10 protein-coding genes and 1 pseudogene are annotated in these 18,986 nt (G+C 55.8%); 4 read left to right on the top strand and 7 right to left on the bottom strand.

Annotated elements, in window-relative coordinates:
* The coding region (locus H663_RS40270) for an IS3 family transposase (protein ID WP_205872764.1) at window positions 1-1,028 on the top strand (1,028 nt) is incomplete at its 5' end.
* 240 nt (window positions 1,029-1,268) lie between these two features.
* Here the strand turns inward: H663_RS40270 and H663_RS40265 are convergent.
* Complete coding sequence (locus H663_RS40265) at window positions 1,269-10,574, bottom strand: two-partner secretion domain-containing protein (protein ID WP_116695946.1); 9,306 nt, start codon at window positions 10,572-10,574, stop codon at window positions 1,269-1,271.
* 1,229 nt (window positions 10,575-11,803) lie between these two features.
* Between H663_RS40265 and H663_RS40260 the strand changes: the two genes are divergently transcribed.
* The 3 genes from H663_RS40260 (at window position 11,804) to relB (ending at window position 14,587) form a co-directional block, all read left to right on the top strand.
* Window positions 11,804-13,045 (top strand): ATP-binding protein, encoded by a 1,242-nt coding sequence (locus H663_RS40260; RefSeq protein ID WP_053171378.1) that lies wholly within the window; start codon window positions 11,804-11,806, stop codon window positions 13,043-13,045.
* A gap of 584 nt (window positions 13,046-13,629) precedes the next feature.
* Entirely contained in the window at window positions 13,630-14,073 is a 444-nt protein-coding gene (locus H663_RS40255) for a DUF1902 domain-containing protein (protein ID WP_083451105.1), read from the top strand.
* Between the two features lie 295 nt (window positions 14,074-14,368).
* Window positions 14,369-14,587, top strand: a complete 219-nt coding sequence (gene relB, locus H663_RS42495) for a type II toxin-antitoxin system RelB family antitoxin (RefSeq protein ID WP_083451106.1) — start codon at window positions 14,369-14,371, stop codon at window positions 14,585-14,587.
* Between the two features lie 301 nt (window positions 14,588-14,888).
* On the opposite strand, the gene H663_RS40245 is transcribed toward relB, so the two are convergent.
* The 6 genes and pseudogenes from H663_RS40245 to H663_RS41785 all read right to left on the bottom strand — a co-directional run.
* Entirely contained in the window at window positions 14,889-15,314 is a 426-nt protein-coding gene (locus H663_RS40245; RefSeq protein ID WP_053171384.1) for a helix-turn-helix domain-containing protein, read from the bottom strand.
* The gene (locus H663_RS42565) at window positions 15,311-15,493 is read right to left on the bottom strand and encodes a type II toxin-antitoxin system HigB family toxin (protein WP_083451125.1); all 183 of its coding nucleotides are present in this window, start codon (window positions 15,491-15,493) and stop codon (window positions 15,311-15,313) included. The genes H663_RS40245 and H663_RS42565 overlap by 4 nt, the downstream gene beginning before the upstream one ends.
* Window positions 15,494-15,992: 499 nt before the next feature.
* Complete coding sequence (locus H663_RS40235; protein WP_053171388.1) at window positions 15,993-17,153, bottom strand: zeta toxin family protein; 1,161 nt, start codon at window positions 17,151-17,153, stop codon at window positions 15,993-15,995.
* A 3-nt stretch (window positions 17,154-17,156) separates the two neighbouring features.
* On the bottom strand, window positions 17,157-17,417 hold the full coding sequence (locus H663_RS40230) for a hypothetical protein (RefSeq protein ID WP_053171392.1): 261 nt from the start codon (window positions 17,415-17,417) through the stop codon (window positions 17,157-17,159).
* 316 nt (window positions 17,418-17,733) lie between these two features.
* Window positions 17,734-18,810: an IS3 family transposase gene (locus H663_RS40225; protein WP_116695945.1), complete on the bottom strand. Its 1,077-nt coding sequence runs from the start codon at window positions 18,808-18,810 to the stop codon at window positions 17,734-17,736.
* Window positions 18,807-18,986, bottom strand: a pseudogene (locus tag H663_RS41785) (transposase); the annotation flags it as partial. The pseudogene H663_RS41785 and the gene H663_RS40225, both read right to left, overlap by 4 nt.

Raw genomic sequence — 18,986 nt, 5'->3', positions numbered from 1 at the left:
AGGCTATCGCTGATGGTGCCCGCGCTCAACAGGCCTGCGCCCAAATTGGCATGAGCGTTCGCACCTTGCAGCGCTGGGTACACCCTTGTGGGCACGAAGGAGACCGGCGTGTCAGCACGCTACGTGCGCACAGCGTGCCGCCAAACCAGCTCAGTCAAGCTGAGCGAGAGGCCGCGATGAGCGTGCTTAACAGCGAGGAGTTCAAAGATTTGCCACCCAGCCAAATCGTGCCTCGCTTGGCCGACCAGGGCAAGTACGTGTGCAGTGAATCGACGATGTACCGACTGCTCCATTGCGCCCAGCAGATGGGCCATCGCCGCCTGGAGCGTGTGCCGCGCAAGGTGAGCAAGCCGCGCGCATTGGTCGCTACCGAGCCCGATCAAGTCTATTGTTGGGACATTACCTATTTGCCCACTCAGGTGCGAGGAATGCATTTCTACCTCTACCTTTTTGTGGATATCTTCAGCCGAAAAATTGTCGGCTGGCAGGTATTTGATTGTGAGAGCGCACAGCTGGCCGCCGATTTGCTTCGTGATATCTGCGAGCGCCAATGCATTCCCGAAGGGCAGCTCACGGTGCATTCAGACAATGGCTCGCCGATGAAGGGTGAGACCATGCTGGCGACAATGTGGCGCTTGGGTATCACGCCTTCGCGCAGTCGGCCCTCAGTCAGCAATGACAACCCCTACTCGGAATCGCTGTTCCGAACTCTCAAGTTCCGCCCGCAGCTACCTCTGGGGCCCTTTACCGACATCTTGCATGCGCGCCGCTGGGTGACAGATTTGGTCCATTGGTACAACACCGAGCACAGGCACAGCGCCATTCGTTTTGTAACCCCAACTCAGCGCCACGCAGGGCTTGACGGGCCAATGCTTGCAAAGCGCGAGGATGTTTACGCTGCTGCACGACAGGCCAATCCGAACCGATGGTCCGCAACTGCACGCAATTGGCACCCGGTCAACGAAGTCCACCTCAATCCCCATACCCCTAAACCCACGGAGAATAAAAACTTACGAAAACCAGCCTGAACCACCAAAATAAATGCGACAACTAGCTTGAAAACGGCCGCTGACACCCCAAACGTCGGACTCTCCGAGTACCGACCTACAAGACCACCACTACGTAGGTCGGCGGTCGAAGACCCCGACACAGCGCCTTCGCCCACACCCGAAACGTCGGACTCTCCGAGTACCGACCTACAAGACCACCGCCCCGTAGGTCGGCGGTCGAAGACCCCGACGTTCACCGTTCAAACCGGCCATGCACGCTCAAAGCTTGCCATCGGGCGCCAGGCACAACTCAATGCCATCGTCACCACTCTCCTTGCACTCACACTGCTGCAAGTTCTCAGGTGAGCAAGCCTGCGACGACAAGGCTGGAGCGCCCGTTGGCGCTTTGCTGCCAGCGCCCGAATCCACGCCACGCGACATAGCAGCCCCCACACCTCCGGCATTAAAAAAGTCTGACAAGTTCAAACGACTGGTCGGCATCGATGTGTGGGCAAAGGCCAAATCCATTACCACGGTGCTGTTGGTCACGATGGCCGGGGTGATCCTCAGCGCCGCATTGGTATATGCAATTTTGTAATTGCTCAACACCGTCGCCGCATTGGCCGCAGCAGCACTCAGGTTCGAGTTGTACGCGCCCGCAATCAAGCCCGTGGCCAAGCCAGACACCGTCACCTCTTCACCCGACACAAAGCCCGACTTGGTCGCTGGCGCCTGTATTTGCTGCGTGCCATTGGCTTGCACCGTGGTGGCCGTGCCCGTCACGGCAGCCTCCTTGGGCGTGATCTTGCCTTTGCCAATCACCGAGGTCGGCAAGTTGTAGTTGTTCAGATCCGTACCCGTGGCTGCCGCAAAGTTGCCCGCCGCCAGATCGGCCGTGACGCTGCTCGCGCCCAGCACATTCTTGTCGTTGTACAGGGCGACTGTTTGGTTCACGCTGGCGGTTTCGGTCTGGCCCGCCACGGTCACACCTTTGACGGTGAAGGCGCTGGGGACCAGGGTGGCGGCTGTTGTGCCGTCGTAGGTTTTGGTTTGATCGGCAAGGGTGACTTTGAGGTGGGCTTGGGTCAATGCCACTGTGTTGTTCGCGCTGCGCGCCGCAGTGAACTTGTAGTTGCTGGCTTTGCCTGTGCCGTCCGTCAAGACAACTGCATCCACATAGTTGGTGTTGTTGTCTTTGACGTCCTTGTTGTTGATCGAGGCGCTGTTATAGCCCAGGGTCTCAGCGCCCACGCCTGTGGTAATCCTCAACTGCGTACCTGTGAGGGTCTTGCCCCCGTCATAGGTCTTGGCTGCTGCCAAGGCCACTTCTTTTTGTGCGACATACAAGACACCATCGACTTTGCTGATGGCGTAGTTGCCGTTTGTGTAGTCGCTGTCGTTGACTGTTGTGGCTGTCGTGCCTGCATCTGTGCGCTTGCCACCTGCAGTGATGGCAGCTAAATCAAGCGCAGCTGTGTCTGTGCCTTTGAGGCTACCGCTTGTGATCGCATATCCGCTCACGCTTTGCTCTGCACCGTTGTAGAGCTTAGAGCTGTCGCTGTTGGCGGTGAGGGTCAAGTTGGCTTGGGTCAATGCCACTGTGTTGTTCGCGCTGCGCGCCGCAGTGAACTTGTAGTTGCTGGCTTTGCCTGTGCCGTCCGTCAAGACAACTGCATCCACATAGTTGGTGTTGTTGTCTTTGACGTCCTTGTTGTTGATCGAGGCGCTGTTGTAGCCCAAGGTCTCAGCGCCCACGCCTGTGGTAATCCTCAACTGCGTACCTGTGAGGGTCTTGTTGCCGTCATAGGTCTTGGCTGCTGCCAAGGCCACTTCTTTTTGGGCAATGAAGAAGGTGCCATCGACTTTGCTGATGGCGTAGTTGCCGTTTTTGTAGTCGCTGTCGTTGACCGTTGTGGCTGTCGTGCCTGCATCTGTGCGCTTGCCGCCTGCAGTGATGGCAGCCAAATCAAGCGCAGCGGTGTCTGTGCCTTTGAGGCTACCGCTGGTGATCGCAAATCCGCTCACGCTTTGCTCTGCACCGTTGTAGACCTTAGAGCTGTCGCTGTTGGCGGTGAGGGTCAAGTTGGCTTGGGTCAAAGCCACTGTGTTGTTCGCGCTGCGCGCCGCAGTGAACTTGTAGTTGCTGGCTTTGCCTGTGCCGTCCGTCAAGACAACTGCATCCACATAGTTGGTGTTGTTGTCCTTGACGTCCTTGTTGTTGATCGAGGCGCTGTTATAGCTCAGGGTCTCAGCGCCCACGCCTGTGGTAATCCTCAACTGCGTACCTGTGAGGGTCTTGCCCCCGTCATAGGTCTTGGCTGCTGCCAAGGCCACTTCTTTTTGGGCAATGAACAAGGTGCCATCGACTTTGCTGATGGCGTAGTTGCCGTTTGTGTAGTCGCTGTCGTTGACCGTTGTGGCTGTCGTGCCTGCATCTGTGCGCTTGCCACCTGCAGTGATGGCAGCTAAATCAAGCGCAGCGGTGTCTGTGCCTTTGAGGCTACCGCTGGTGATCGCAAATCCGCTCACGCTTTGCTCTGCACCGTTGTAGACCTTAGAGCTGTCGCTGTTGGCGGTGAGGGTCAAGTTGGCTTGGGTCAAAGCCACTGTGTTGTTCGCGCTGCGCGCCGCAGTGAACTTGTAGTTGCTGGCTTTGCCTGTGCCGTCCGTCAAGACAACTGCATCCACATAGTTGGTGTTGTTGTCTTTGACGTCCTTGTTGTTGATCGAGGCGCTGTTGTAGCCCAGGGTCTCAGCGCCCACGCCTGTGGTAATCCTCAACTGCGTACCTGTGAGGGTCTTGCCCCCGTCATAGGTCTTGGCTGCTGCCAAGGCCACTTCTTTTTTGGCAATGAACAAGGTGCCATCGACTTTGCTGATGGCGTAGTTGCCGTTTGTGTAGTCGCTGTCGTTGACCTTTGTGGCTGTCGTGCCTGCATCTGTGCGCTTGCCGCCTGCAGTGATGGCAGCTAAATCAAGCGCAGCGGTGTCTGTGCCTTTGAGGCTACCGCTGGTGATCGCAAATCCGCTCACGCTTTGCTCTGCACCGTTGTAGACCTTAGAGCTGTCGCTGTTGGCGGTGAGGGTCAAGTTGGCTTGAGTGATCTTGCCGATACCTGTCGCCACTTGCGTGGCATTGGTGTTGGACAAGGTGTAGTTGTTCAAGTCCAGGTTGTTGGCTGTAGAGGCCACATCGCTTGCGCGCACTGTGGCGCGCACCGCTGCGGCACCCACAACGTTCTTGCTGTCGTAGCTGCCGCTCAGCGCCTTGAACAAGGCCGATTCGGTTTGACCGCTAACGTTCACTCCGCTTGCACGGATCTGACCTGCAGCAATCACTGCATCAACGGTGCCGTCGTAAACCTTGGTCTGATCAGCCAATGCCAAGGTCAAAGTAGCTTTGCTGATCGCCCCCTTACCTGTCACCACTTGCGCAGCGTTTGTATTGGACAAGGTGTAGTTGTTCAAATCCAGGTTATTGGCTATAGAGTCAACATCGCTTGCGCGCACGGTGGTGCTCACCGTTTGAGCGTCTGCAACATTCTTGCTGTTGTAGCTGCCGCTTACTGCATTGAACGAGGCCGACTCGGTTTGACCATTAACCGTCACGCCTTTAGCACTGACTTGCGCTGCAGCAATCGCAGCATCGAGAGTGCCGTCATAGACCTTGGTCTGGTCGGCCAGGCTCAGCGCCAAAGTGGCTTTGGTGATGTTGCTTTTGCTGTTTGTGACGGTCTGCGTCGCGCTGGTATCGGACAAGGTGTAGTTACCCAAGTCCAGACCATTGGCTGCTGTGCCTGTATTCACGTCACTGGCTGACACGGTGGCCGATGCCGAGTTGGCATTGGCCACGTTCTTGTTGTTGTACGCACCGGTGACGGCCTTGAGCGACACCTTCTCAGTGTTGCCACCGACAATCACGCCAGTAGCAGTGATGTCACCAGCTTTGATGGCCGCGTCAAGCTTGCCGTCATAGACCTTGGTCTGGTCGGCCAGGCCCAGCGCCAAAGTGGCTTTGGTGATGTTGCTGTTGCTGTTTGTGACGGTCTGCGTCGCGCTGGTATCGGACAAGGTGTAGTTACCCAAGTCCAGACCATTGGCTGTTGTACTTGTGTTCACGTCACTGGCTGACACGGTGGCCGATGCCGAGTTGGCATTGGCCACGTTCTTGTTGTTGTAGGCACCGGTGACGGCCTTGAGCGACACCTTCTCAGTGTTGCCACCGACAATCACGCCAGTAGCAGTGATGTCACCAGCTTTGATGGCCGCATCAAGCTTGCCGTCATAGACCTTGGTCTGGTCGGCCAGTCCCAGCGCCAAAGTGGCTTTGGTGATGTTGCTGTTGCTGTTTGTGACGGTCTGCGTCGCGCTGGTATCGGACAAGGTGTAGTTACCCAAGTCCAGACCATTGGCTGCTGTGCCTGTATTCACGTCACTGGCTGACACGGTGGCCGATGCCGAGTTGGCATTGGCCACGTTCTTGTTGTTGTACGCACCGGTGACGGCCTTCAGCGACACCTTCTCAGTGTTGCCACCGACAATCACGCCAGTAGCAGTGATGTCACCAGCTTTGATGGCCGCGTCAAGCTTGCCGTCATAGACCTTGGTCTGGTCGGCCAGGCTCAGCGCCAAAGTGGCTTTGCCAATGTCCACGTTGTTTGTCGCCGCGCCTTGCGCTGGCAAACCGCTGTTCAGGTTGTAGTTGCCCGTGTCACCACCGTTGCCACTGGTCAGGCTCAAGCCCGTCAAGTCAGTCACTGTCTTGGCGCCCGCAACGTTCTTGCCCGAGATGGCCGCTGTGCCGCTTGCTGCCGTGAAGCTTTCGCCGTTCACACCCTCAATGGCCGTGACCTCAACCGCCTTCACCGTCTGCAAACCGTCGTAGGTCTTAGAGGCTGTTACCTTGGTCAGGTTGGCCTTACTCATCACCACCTGAGCCACCTGCCCACTGGCCAAAGTCGTCGCGTACTTGGCCCCGCTCAGCGCTCCATAGGTGTACCCGCTCGCTGTGTAGTTCAGATAGCCAGATCCGTTGTAATTTGGAGTATTCAATGTGGCTTCACTCAGGTCACTGGCCAGCGCTGCGCCTGTGATTTGAAGCGTATTGCCAGCAGCGGTTGTTTTGGTGACCGTACTGTTTGCGGTGCCCAAAGCTGCTTTGACTTCGGTCCACAACGCTGATTTAGATGAGCCGTTGTCCTTGGTCTTGGCATCGCCATACGTGTGGTTCACATGGGCGCCTGAGGTGAACGCCATCGCCACTTTTTCGCGGAACATGACTTGTGTCGCCGCAGTTGCGCCAGTGATGCCCAAGTTGCTGGTTGTAGGGATGGTTGGATAAGCCGCGTTCGAGTCTGTGTTTTGAAGATTCAGGCCAACGTCGGACAGGTTCAAAGTTGACAGCGAAGCATGGAGATCCGAAAGCTTGCCTGTTCCAGCCACTGACCCTGTATAGATATATGTTTTTCCAGATCCCGAATTCGACGCCCTTATGCCGGTTGTGGTCTTGACATCGCCACCAGTGCCATCACCCACCAATTTCTCCACACCCGCCCCCAGCACCACATCACCCGATCCGATGTTGCTGATGTCTTTCGTGATCGTGAGGTTGCCGGTTTGCGTGGTGATGGATGCACCGGCGGTCGCAGTGATACCGGATGTCAGCCCCAGAAGATTGACTTCGCCAATTTCCAGAGCACTGGCATTGGCAAATACCACTTTGCTGGCCGCTGCGGCCAATTTGCCCACTGCGTTTGTTTTTTCGCCCAGCGTGAAATTGGCTGTAGCAGTTAATCCCTTCAACTGAAGTTCAGCCGCTTTGATGGCTGCGCCAGGGACTTGGGTCACGTTGCCACCCGCTTGGAGGGACAGTTTTTGGGTGCCTAAGGTCAACGCCGCATTCACTTCGATGTTCCCACCCGTTTGCAACGTCACGTTGCCCGTGGTGGCGTTGGTGGCGGTGGCGGCAGACACGGTGATGCCGCCTGAGTTGCTGGCATCACCAATGACCAAATTGCCTGCGGTGATGAGGTTCAGTTCTGCGGTGGACAGGCCAAGGATGCGATCCTTTAAGGTTGCTGAACCGGCATCAGCACCACCGATGTTGATCTTGGCATCAGCCGAGACTGTATGGATGCTGACGGTGCCTGAACCTGCATTGATCGTTGCGGGTGTTGACGTTGAATCAATGTGCAGCGTATCCGCCTTGATGTTGACTTGATTTTTGGCTGTCAAGTTGGCACCAGAAGCCAATTGCAAGGCGACCGATGTTGTTCCCTGTGTGGAGGTGGTGATGTCGACTTGGCCGTTGGTTGCCTTCACCGTTTTATTGATATACCCCACGGCAGCGTTATTTGCAACATCGGTGTTCTCACCTTTGATCACAACATTTTGATCCGCAGTGATCACCCCTTGCAAGCTCAGCGCAGAGGCGGTTGCGGGTGAACCAGTGCTTGTGCCTGTGATGTTGACATCGCCGCCTGTGGCGCTGATGGCCGAATAGGCTTGCACCGCGTTGCCGTTGACTGATTCGCCGATCAACGTGACATTTTTCCCCTGGACTGTCGTGCTCGGAGGAAACAAAAATACGCCATGTTGTTGAACGGCAGTGGCGGAGGATTTACCTTGGATGGTCACGTCGTTGCTTGCACGAATTGGAAAAGCAACAGCCGTGCTGGTGTTCACATTCACACCCAAGCCCCCCGCTGAAGTGCCCTCGAGTTTGATGTCGCCTGATTTGACCGTGCCTGTACCAGTGCCGGGTGCCGCAGATGACGCTTCAATCGAGCCCATTCCCCCCATGCTGATGCCTGCGCCAGTGCCAGCACTGGTACCTGTCATTTCTACAGAGCCCCCCGAAATGGTGCCTAAGTTATGGATACCTGAACCAGTGCCTGCAGGAGCGGTGACTTTGCCAGTCATCGTCACTTTGCCCGGAGCACTTCCAGTCGCTTGAATAGTCCTACCTGCATTCACCATCACACCTTGCAATAGAACAGAAGTGCCCTCGATGACGACAGCTCCACTGGTTGCTATCACATTGGCACCTACATCTATGCCAAAGTGATTCCGAGAATTGCCTTTAAGTTCGATGTTCGTAGCTTGCAATGCAACGCCGTTGATCTTGACACCTGCTCCATCAGTCGCTGTATTTGAGCCAACAAGTGTGATGTTGCCCGTTGACAAGTTGATGCCACGATCAACAATCAGCCCACCTGCGGTGATGTCGGCATTCACGTTGCCGCTGCCTTCAATCGCATTCGCAATGGTGGTGCTGACATTGCGTTTGTAATTCAGATTCGCGCCATTGGCCAAGGTCACTTTTCCTGAGCCCAATGTGCCTGTACCGTTTCCATCCCCGACTTGCAACGTGCCACCACTGATGGTGGTCGTGCCGGTGTAAAGGTTGGTGCCCGTCAGTATTTGCGTGCCCGCACCTGCTTTGACAAGGTTGACGGTCAAGGAAGGCGTGGCGTTCGGACTGCCCCAATTGGCACCCATGACGCCGCTGTATGTATAACTATTGCTCGCAACATCGCCGACACCCATCGTCAGTAAATTGCTCCCCGCATAACTATTGATCACGTTACCTGCCCCACTAAGACCTCGCATTTGCACAGCCTCGCCCCGCATATCCAGCAGGGCATCTTTTGCAATATGGATGTCTGCCAAATTGTTGCTCAGTGCGGTTTTCAGATAGTCGTTTTGAAGTGAGCCAGCTTGAATGGCGATCAACCCGCCCGCGTTGCTTGCAAACCTCAAACTCAAGTTGCCCGTGCTGAGCGTCAGGCCAGCTGCGCCGGTTTTCTTGAAGGTGCCAGCGCCGCTGACTGTGGTCGTTCCGTTGTAACGTGTGTCAGTGGTGACATTGGCTTCAAAAGTTGCACCTCCTGCGATAACAATGGAACTGGTTTTTAAGTCCCCCATTTTGGTGTTGACCAACTCACCTTCAGTGACCGTAGTAGCACCGGTGAAGGTGTTGGCACCCGTCAAAGTCATGGTTCCTGCCCCCGTTTTGGTCAGTCCACCTGCTCCTGAGATATTGCCGCTCAGCGTGCCATCAGTTGCACTGTTGAGGGTCAGCAAGCCCGTGGTGGTCAATGCACCCGCACCACTCACGCTACCGGTTGCGGCATTCAAGGAAATATTGGATGCGGTGATGCTGTTGTTCAAGACAACGTTTCGCCCTGCATTCAATGTCAGGGTATTGCCATCAGCGGTGTTGGAGACAGCCGTATCCACGGTGATGTCACCATTGCCGCCAGGGGCCAATGCGGACGTAGCAATGATGACGTTGGTCCCGGCAATCAAGGCATTGCTCACGTCTGAAGCAAGAATTTGAGACACACCGTTCGCTGCTTGCGCGGCACTTAACGAGCCACCTGTCGTTGCCGTACTGCCGATGACAATGTCATTGGGGTCCAGCAACCATTCTTTGGCTTTGACCTGAATGCCGTCGACCTTCAGAAACTCACCCGACGTCTCCACAAAGCCCCCCTTGCTCTCCAACCGTGCCCCACTCACATCCGTGCTCTTGGCCAACACGCCAGTCACTTCGTCGCGCCCGAGGATGATGTCGCCACCTTTGTGGCCTGCGGATGTGCTGTTGGCCGTGATGCTGCCGTCCACTTGGATACGTCCACCATCGGCCAGCAGATACACCGCGCCGCCTTGCGCACCTGTGGTGTCAATGCCGCCGGACTGCATCACGCTGGCCATGGCGCTGCCCACGGCGGCGGCTTGCATGTAGACCTGGCCGCCTTCGGTGACGATGCTGCCGCCTTTTTGGTTGGCCACGGCAGCGTTGATGGCCGAGGGGGTCAACTCCAACTTGATGCGGCTGCTGCCATACAGGGGCATGGTGATGGTTTCTGCCGCACCCAAAGCGACCTTGCCTTGGGGGGCGACGATCTTGCCTTCGTTGCTGACACTCGCACCCAGCAGAGCCACGTAGCCGCCGGGTGCGGATGTGAGGGTGCCTTGGTTAAGCACTTGCCCGGTGGCTCCGTCGCGGGTGTAGTGCTTACGCCCGGCCATGAAGTCGGCGTCGGTGGTGTTGAGTGTGCTGGCTGTCAGGCCTGCGGCGCTGACCGAGCCGTCTTTGCCGAAAGTGACGCCGTTGGGGTTGACCAGGACCACTTGGCCGTTGGCGGTCATCTGGCCGAAGATTTGGCTGGGGGCGGCACCTGTCACGCGGTTGAGCAGCACAGCCTGGGCGTTGGGCTGCACGATGTTGACTTTGGCATCTTTGCCGATGTCAAAGTTTTGCCAGTTGACGACGGCGCGTGCCGTGCTTTGGTGGATGGCCATGTTGGCACCGCTTTGGCTGATGGCCGCTGCGCCTTGGGCCACTTGGCCACCGGTGGGCAATGCGGTGTTGGCGGGAGCTGCCCACGCCATGGAGACCAGCGCAAAGCTCAGGGTCAGGGCGCCGATGTAGCAGACGGCGGCGCGTGAACAGCCTTTGTCCAAGCCTGCGCCTGAAAAAAGACCATTGGCCTTGCCCTGGCTGGCAGCGTGTTCGCCAACTGCCACGAGGGCACCCAGGCGTTTGGAGAAGATGGTTTTATAGCAAAGTTTGTTCATAGGCTTAACTTGTGGAAGTTATTCCTATGAGTACTAAATGTCTGTTATCTATCGCACATATACAATTTAAATTGTTGTTTTAATAATTTTCTTAATTATATTTGGCTATTAAATTTCTCAATTTGATAATTTTATAATTCGTACTATTTCAATAGCAAAAGTAATTTAATTTCATTAATTATATTCATGATAATTACAATTATTGATTTATTGAATTGCTTCCGTCGAAAAAACCGAATTCGTGCACAGCCAACCGCCCCGTAGGTCGGCGGTCGAAGACCACGACACTGAGCCTTCGCTACACCCCAATCGTCGGACTCTGCGAGTGCCGACCTACAAAACCACAGCCCCGTAGGTCGGCGGTCGAAGACCCCGACACAGAGCCTTCGCCACACCCCAAACGTCGGACTCTCCGAGTGCCGACCTACAAAACCACCGCCCCGTAGGTCGGCGGTCGAAGACCCCGACACAAAGCCTTCGCTACACCCCAATCGTCGGATTCTGCGAGTACCGACCTACAAGACCACAGCCCCGTAGGTCGGCGGTCAAAGACTCCGACTCAGAGCCTTCGCCACCGCCCAAACGTCGGACTCTACGAGTGCCGACCTACAAGACCACAGCCCCGTAGGTCGGTGGTCGAAGACCCCGACATAGAGCCTTCGCTACACCCCAAACGTCGGACTCTCCGAGTGCCGACCTACAAGACCACCGCCCCGTAGGTCGGCGGTCGAAGACTCCGACATAGAGCCTTCGCTACACCCCAAACGTCGCACTCTGCGAGTATCGACCTACAAAACCACCGCCCCGTAGGTCGGCGGTCGAAGACCCCGACACAAAGCCTTCGCTACACCCCAAACACAGAGACTTCGCCACCGCCCAAACGTCGGACTCTACGAGTGCCGACCTACAAAACCACCGCCCCGTAGGTCGGCGGTCAAAGACTCCGACTCAGAGCCTTCGCCACCGCCCAAACGTCGGACTCTACGAGTGCCGACCTACAAAACCACCGCCCCGTAGGTCGGCGGTCGAAGACCCCGACACAGAGCCTTCGCTACACCCCAAACACAGAGACTTCGCCACCGCCCAAACGTCGGACTCTACGAGTGCCGACCTACAACTTCGCTATTGCACAACCAAAAGCTAATTTCCAACCCATAAATTCCATTATTTACGGTAACAAATTCCAAATTCCACGGACCTAAATTCCGAAATTTACGATACCATGCGCCATGAATTCCAAAGCGCTTTACCCACGGCAAATCGAGCCCCTTATTGAACTGGCGGTGCAAGACACACCTGTGGTTTTGCTTTCGGGACCGCGCCAGGCTGGCAAAACCACACTGGTCAGGCAAATGGCCAGCAACCGGGGTTTTCGCTACCTGACGCTCGATGACGAACTCACCCTCTTATCTGCTCGCGCAGATCCGGTGGGCATGATTCGCGGCCTGGACCGTGCGGTGATTGATGAAATCCAGCGTGCCCCGCAATTGCTCCTGGCCATCAAGAAAAGTGTGGACGAAGACCGACGCCTTGGACGTTTCCTGCTCACAGGTTCGGCCAATTTGATGGCCCAACCCACCGTCGCTGACTCGCTTGCCGGCCGAATGGAAACCCTTTTGCTGCTGCCCTTGTCACAAAGCGAAATCCACAGGCAGCCTGCCAACTGGATTGACCGCATGTTTCAGGGTCATATCCCCAAAGTCGTGACCCCACTCACAGGCCCTGATCTGGTGGACGCTGTATTGCGTGGCGGTTATCCCGAAGCCCTGTCGCGGCCAACGCCCAAACGCCGCACCGCCTGGGCCAGACAATACCTTGATGCCATCATCCAGCGTGATGTCCGTGATGTGGCGGGCATTCACAAACTCACGGAACTCCCACGCTTTTTGCGTGCGCTGGCTCAAACGGCTGGACAAATGTGCAACTACAGCCAGCTCGGCGGGCAAGTCGGGCTAGACAGCAAAACAGCTGCCCGGTACGTGGGTATCTTTGAGCAAATGTATCTGCTCAAACGCATGGATGCCTGGTCGACCAACCGCATCAACCGCATCGTCAAAACACCCAAGCTGCAGTTCATCGATTCAGGCTTACTGGCTGCCATACTCGATATGAGCGCAGAAGAAGTCCTGAAGAATAGAACGCGATTTGGACACGTTCTGGAGACATTTGTGTTTGGGGAACTGCTCAAACACACCACGACGGCAGATGATCGCTATCAACTCATGTACTACCGCGATGCCGACAAATACGAAGTCGACATCGTCATTGAAAACGGCGCAGGACAGCTGATGGGCGTGGAAGTCAAAGCCACTGCAACAGTAAATCACAATGATTTGCGCGGCCTGAAAAAGTTCGCCAGTCTGGCTGGCCATCAATTCAAGACCGGGGTCATCTTGTACGACGGCCAAGACACCATGCCCCTGGGTGACGGCTTGTGGGCTGTCCCCCTGTCAAGCTTGTGGGGACAGTAAGCTGCTGCTGAGCGGCCAGCCTCTATTCATATCCTGGTCAATCAAGCATGCGTCGGACTCTCCGAGTACCGACCTACAAAACCACAGCCCCGTAGGTCGGCGGTCGAAGACCCCGACACAGCGCCTTCGCCACACCCCAAACGTCGGATTCTCCGAGTGGCGACCTACAAAACCACAGCCCCGTAGGTCGGCGGTCGAAGACTCCGACACAGCGCCTTCGCCACACCCCAATCGTCGGATTCTCCGAGTGGCGACCTACAAAACCACAGCCCCGTAGGTCGGCGGTCGAAGACTCCGACACAGCGCCTTCGCCACACCCCAATCGTCGGACTCTGCGAGTACCGACCTACAAGACCACAGCCCCGTAGGTCGGCGGTCGAAGACCCCGACACAGCGCCTTCGCCACCGCCCAAACGTCGGACTCTGCGAGTGCCGACCTACAAAACCACAGCCTCGTAGGTCGGCGGTCGAAGACCCCGACACAGCGCCTTCGCCACACCCCAATCGTCGGACTCTGCGAGTACCGACCTACAAAACCACAGCCCCGTAGGTCGGCGGTCGAAGACCCCGACACAGCGCCTTCGATGACGGCTGACACGTCGGGCTGCCAAATTGCCATGGGCCGATGTGACTCACACACCATTGGAATTCCCGAGCACCAATGCGAACACCTTGCGTGTTTTGCTGCAACTCAAAATATTGGATACTCTTGTCTCTATCAAAACATCACTGAGACAGTCCAAGGAGTCACCATGTATAGAGTCGGTTTACCAGCATGGAAAACACTGGCCCGCTGGGGCGTTCCTGTGCGCTTGCGTGTCGATGTTCATTTTGACGAGGAATCCAAATCGTATTGGGCGGACAGTCCGGATTTGGATGGTTTGGTTGTGGCAGGCGCTGATTTGGATGACTTGCATGACGAAGTCAGAATTGCAGTCAGTGATTTATTGAGCCTGGCCTTGCAAGCCCCCCAAGCCAAAGCTCAAACAGAATTTCGATATCGCCAAATGACCGTTTTCGCGGCATGAACGGCTACTACAAGCTGGTCATTGACATCTTGCGTCTGCACAGCTACGACCTTCTTCGCCAAGGCAAGGGCGCACACGAAATTTGGACCAACGCGGCACGCGAAACCAAACCGTTTCAAAAAACATGCCCTCCAGAACCATGGCGAACGTGATCATGAAACAGGCCGGATTACCCCATCGTTTTTAACCATCGACAAAACCACCCCCCCCCCGTACGGTTGGCGGTCGAAGACCCCGCGACAAGTTCAGCCCAATTTTTATCGCCGCATTTATTCTCCTGTGTTAATCTAAAAGCATGCCAACCCCACTTGATCCACTCGTTTCAGAACTCGCAACCCAAGAGGATGCGGACAGCTATGACATTTGGTTCCGTGCCAAAGTTGAGTCAGCGTTGCACCGTGCTGACGACCCGACAACGACACGCCATACAACAGACGCTGTCTTAAGGCGTATGGATGCAGTGATCAAGTCCTCTGAAAGCAGGCTATCCCAAATTGGAACCCATGCCCCGTAGGTCGGCGGTCGAAGACTCCGACATGGAGCCTTCGCCACACCCAAAACGTCGGACTCTCCGAGTGCCGACCTACAAAACCACAGCCCCGTAGGTCGGCGGTCGAAGACCCCGACATAGAGCCTTCGCTACACCCCAAACGTCGGACTCTCCGAGTACCGACCTACAAAACCACAGCCCCGTAGGTCGGCGGTCCAAGACTCCGACAAAGTGCCTTCGCCACACCCCAAACGTCGGACTCTCCGAGTACCGACCTACAAAACCACCGCCCCGTAGGTCGGCGGTCCAAGACCCCGACAGCGTTTCAAATAAAAGCAGAAACTGACACCCCGAAACGCTGGGCCAATGCTTTGGCCTGTCGAGCATTGATCTGCCTGTGGCCACTCAATATTTCACTGACAACAGACTGCGCACCCACCTCTTTTGACAAATCGGCCTGCTTGAGATCATGCTGCGCCATCAAGAAGCGCAACATCTGAGCAGGTGTTGCATCTGGCAAAACCTGTTGCACATTCTCATAGTCCTCAACCAGTTGCCCCACAAGCTCCAGCAAGTCGGCCAATTCATGAGACTCATCGTCGCCCACCACATCAAGAAGCTGATTCATGAACGCGACAACAGGCTCATATTCGGCCTGGGAATGAATTGAAGCCAAACGCACCGGCAAAGCGCATTGAAAAGCATTCCAGGCTGGCGCAAGGTTATTGGGGTTAAAAGCTGCTGCGGTCATGATTTGCGGCTCCTGTGTGCTTGAGTCCAGTCGTCGTATTGTGCGTGCGTTAAAACCTCACGGATGTACAGCTTTTGCCTGTTGTAGTGAATGACTGCAATGATACGAAAGTGATTTCCTGCAATATCAAACACTGTGTATGGGGCCACGTAATCAGCCGTGTTGAATGTGTTCTTCACTTGGTTTTCACCACAACCAAGACATGGCGTTATTTTCAGAGCCTTCGCCACACCCCAAACGTCGCACTCTGCGAGTATCGACCTACAAAACCACAGCCCCGTAGGTCGGCGGTCGAAGACCCCGACATAGAGCCTTCGCCACACCCCAATCGTCGGATTCTGCGAGTGCCGACCTACAAAACCACCACCCCGTAGGTCGGCGGTCAAAGACCCCGACACGGAGCCTTCGCTACACCCTAAACGTCGGATGCTCCGAGTGCCGACCTACAAGGTTTCATACGTGATTCAAACAAAATCGGATTTTTCGTGCACCCAGTTGTTCCGCTTCCTTTGAAGGTTTCATTGCACAAACGTCACGGTGCAGCTTGCCCATGAGGCGAATGAACTCATGGCTGATGGTGTGCTGAAGCAGCGTCACCAAAGAAGGGCTATGTCTAACTCCGGGGAACCTCATCGCTCACATTCCTCGCCCGCATGGATCGCATACGGGGTTTGCGAACTATTCAAGAGCGAATTTTTTGATGGCTTCCAGTGCAACCGCTTTTCCAGCCAATGAAACTGTGCCGGGACTGTATTTGCAAAGTGCCTCGGCAACACTTTCTGGCGTTTGATGTTGTACGCCAATGCTTTCGGCTACCACTGCTTTGTCAACGGCGTGCCAATCGACGCCATCAGAACCACTTGCACTACGGCTTGCAATGTTGGCAATTTTCCATAAGGTGTAGGTGGTACCGGCCGTTCGTTCTAGAGGTGAAAGTTCGCGAATACGCCGAAGAATCTCATCGTGATAGTTTGAGCCAGTGGTTTGATATTCGCAAAGCAGGTATGTATCAGCCACATCGCGCACATCCTGAACGTCAGACTCGTTTGCGCCACGAGAAGCCATCATCGTCAAAATCGTAGACCACTCCGACTCACGCTGGCGAGCTTCATCTAAAGTTGGGCAACGATTTCTCTCAGCTTGAATAACGACCGCACCTTGAGCACTCTGTGACCAGCTTCCGTCCACAAGGATATTGGTATACAGCAACCCACCTCGCCGGTTGTAGACCTCCACACGATCAGAAAAACATTGATCCTCAATTCGCCCAACCGTGACGGGCACGCCAACATATGCATCGTTGTGCGCTTTGATATTCGACCAGCGTCCGAAACCTTTCGCAGCCTTCTGCTCTTCGTAACGTCGAAAGATGCCCGCCACACTATCGTGTTCGCTGACAGCAATGATGCGAGCAATGATTTGATAACCTGAGGCATGCAACCGAGCCATTGTTTGCGTGATCGGCCCGGCCTCACGCATCGTGCCCTCGAAGAGAATGTTGCGTCGAGTCTCAATCGCACGATCAAAAAGCTGCTTTGTCCACTGCCTTGCGTGCGGGTCAGTCAATTCAGCGAAATGTCGCTCATCCGCTTTCTGAATTTCTCTATATTGTGGATGGTAGTAGCGTAATTCGTCCCCATTGATCGACACAACATTGCAGCCGGGAAAGTCCTGTTTACTCGCTTCCAACAAGCCACTTTTCCCTGCACCGGGCTGACCGCCAAGAATAATGACCTTCGGGCTGTCCTGGGGTGTTGTCCCACTGAAATGATGCGCTTCGATCTTTCGGTAGATTGCGGCGTGCTTAGCAGTCGTCAGCAGAAACTGGCGATCTGTCATGAGTCAGACGTGCATGGGTTTCAGCATGGGCGCATAAACGTACAACGCCCGGTTGATGATGTCGCGATTGCTCGGTGTCAGCGCCCGACGCTCACCAAGAATAATGTCCAACTCTCGCTCAAGTGCAGTGATGCGTTCAGGGTTCGGCTCCACCTTTTCCTGTTCAGTGTCGATCTCGCAGTTCAAGTAGCCAATGTACTCAGCGAGTGTCTCGGTGGCGGCTTCGAGCCGTGCCGTCTCAGCGATGGGTGAAGCAGTATTCATGGGGACTCTCCAACACGGTTTTGCGATTTCACAAGACCAATTCTAGTCCCCTCCTCACCAAGAAAAGTAGACGCACTTGTTCGATCCCCCGTAGGTCGGCGGTCGAAGACCCCGACAAAGAGCCTTCGCCACACCCCAAACGTCAGACTCTGCGAGTACCGACCTACAAAACCACAGCCCCGTAGGTCGGCGGTCGAAGACCCCTACACAAAGCCTTCGCCACACCCCAAACGTCGGACTCTCCGAGTGCCGACCTACAAGACCACCGCCCCGTAGCGGCCGTTTTCAAGCTAGTTGTCGCATTTATTTTGGTGGTTCAGGCTGGTTTTCGTAAGTTTTTATTCTCCGTGGGTTTAGGGGTATGGGGATTGAGGTGGACTTCGTTGACCGGGTGCCAATTGCGTGCAGTTGCGGACCATCGGTTCGGATTGGCCTGTCGGGCAGCAGCGTAAACATCCTCGCGCTTTGCAAGCATTGGCCCGTCAAGCCCTGCGTGGCGCTGAGTTGGGGTTACAAAGCGAATGGCGCTGTGCCTGTGCTCGGTGTTGTACCAATGGACCAAATCTGTCACCCAGCGGCGCGCATGCAAGATGTCGGTAAAGGGCCCCAGAGGTAGCTGCGGGCGGAACTTGAGAGTTCGGAACAGCGATTCCGAGTAGGGGTTGTCATTGCTGACTGAGGGCCGACTGCGCGAAGGCGTGATACCCAGGCGCCACATTGTCGCCAGCATGGTCTCACCCTTCATCGGCGAGCCATTGTCTGAATGCACCGTGAGCTGCCCTTCGGGAATGCATTGGCGCTCGCAGATATCACGAAGCAAATCGGCGGCCAGCTGTGCGCTCTCACAATCAAATACCTGCCAGCCGACAATTTTTCGGCTGAAGATATCCACAAAAAGGTAGAGGTAGAAATGCATTCCTCGCACCTGAGTGGGCAAATAGGTAATGTCCCAACAATAGACTTGATCGGGCTGGGTAGCGACCAATGCGCGCGGCTTGCTCACCTTGCGCGGCACACGCTCCAGGCGGCGATGGCCCATCTGCTGGGCGCAATGGAGCAGTCGGTACATCGTCGATTCACTGCACACATACTTGCCCTGGTCGGCCAAGCGAGGCACGATTTGGCTGGGTGGCAAATCTTTGAACTCCTCGCTGTTAAGCACGCTCATCGCGGCCTCTCGCTCAGCTTGACTGAGCTGGTTTGGCGGCACGCTGTGCGCACGTAGCTTGCTGACACGCCGGTCTCCTTCGTGCCCACTAGGGTGTACCCAGCGCTGCAAGGTGCGAACGCTCATGCCAATTTGGGCGCAGGCCTGTTGAGCGCGGGCACCATCAGCGATAGCCTGCTCGATCAATGGCAAAAGGATTTGGCGCTGTAGGGTGGAGTTCATCATGCCTCGTCCGCCCACAGCGCCTGGAATTTTTTTTGCAATATCAGCAGTGCTGCAGCCTCCGCTAAAGCTTTGTCCTTGCGACGCAATTGCCGCTCCAGCTGATCGTGTTTGCCCTGCAGCTCTCGCATGGCACCCAGATTTTGCTTGGCGCTGGGCTCGCTCATTGCACAAAAGGC

Origin of the sequence: Limnohabitans planktonicus II-D5 (genome assembly GCF_001270065.2) — a bacterium.
In the GTDB taxonomy this organism is placed as follows: Bacteria; Pseudomonadota; Gammaproteobacteria; order Burkholderiales; family Burkholderiaceae_C; genus Limnohabitans_A; species Limnohabitans_A planktonicus.
Note: the sequence above shows the minus strand (reverse complement) of the source record. Positions and strands in the feature narration are given on the sequence as shown.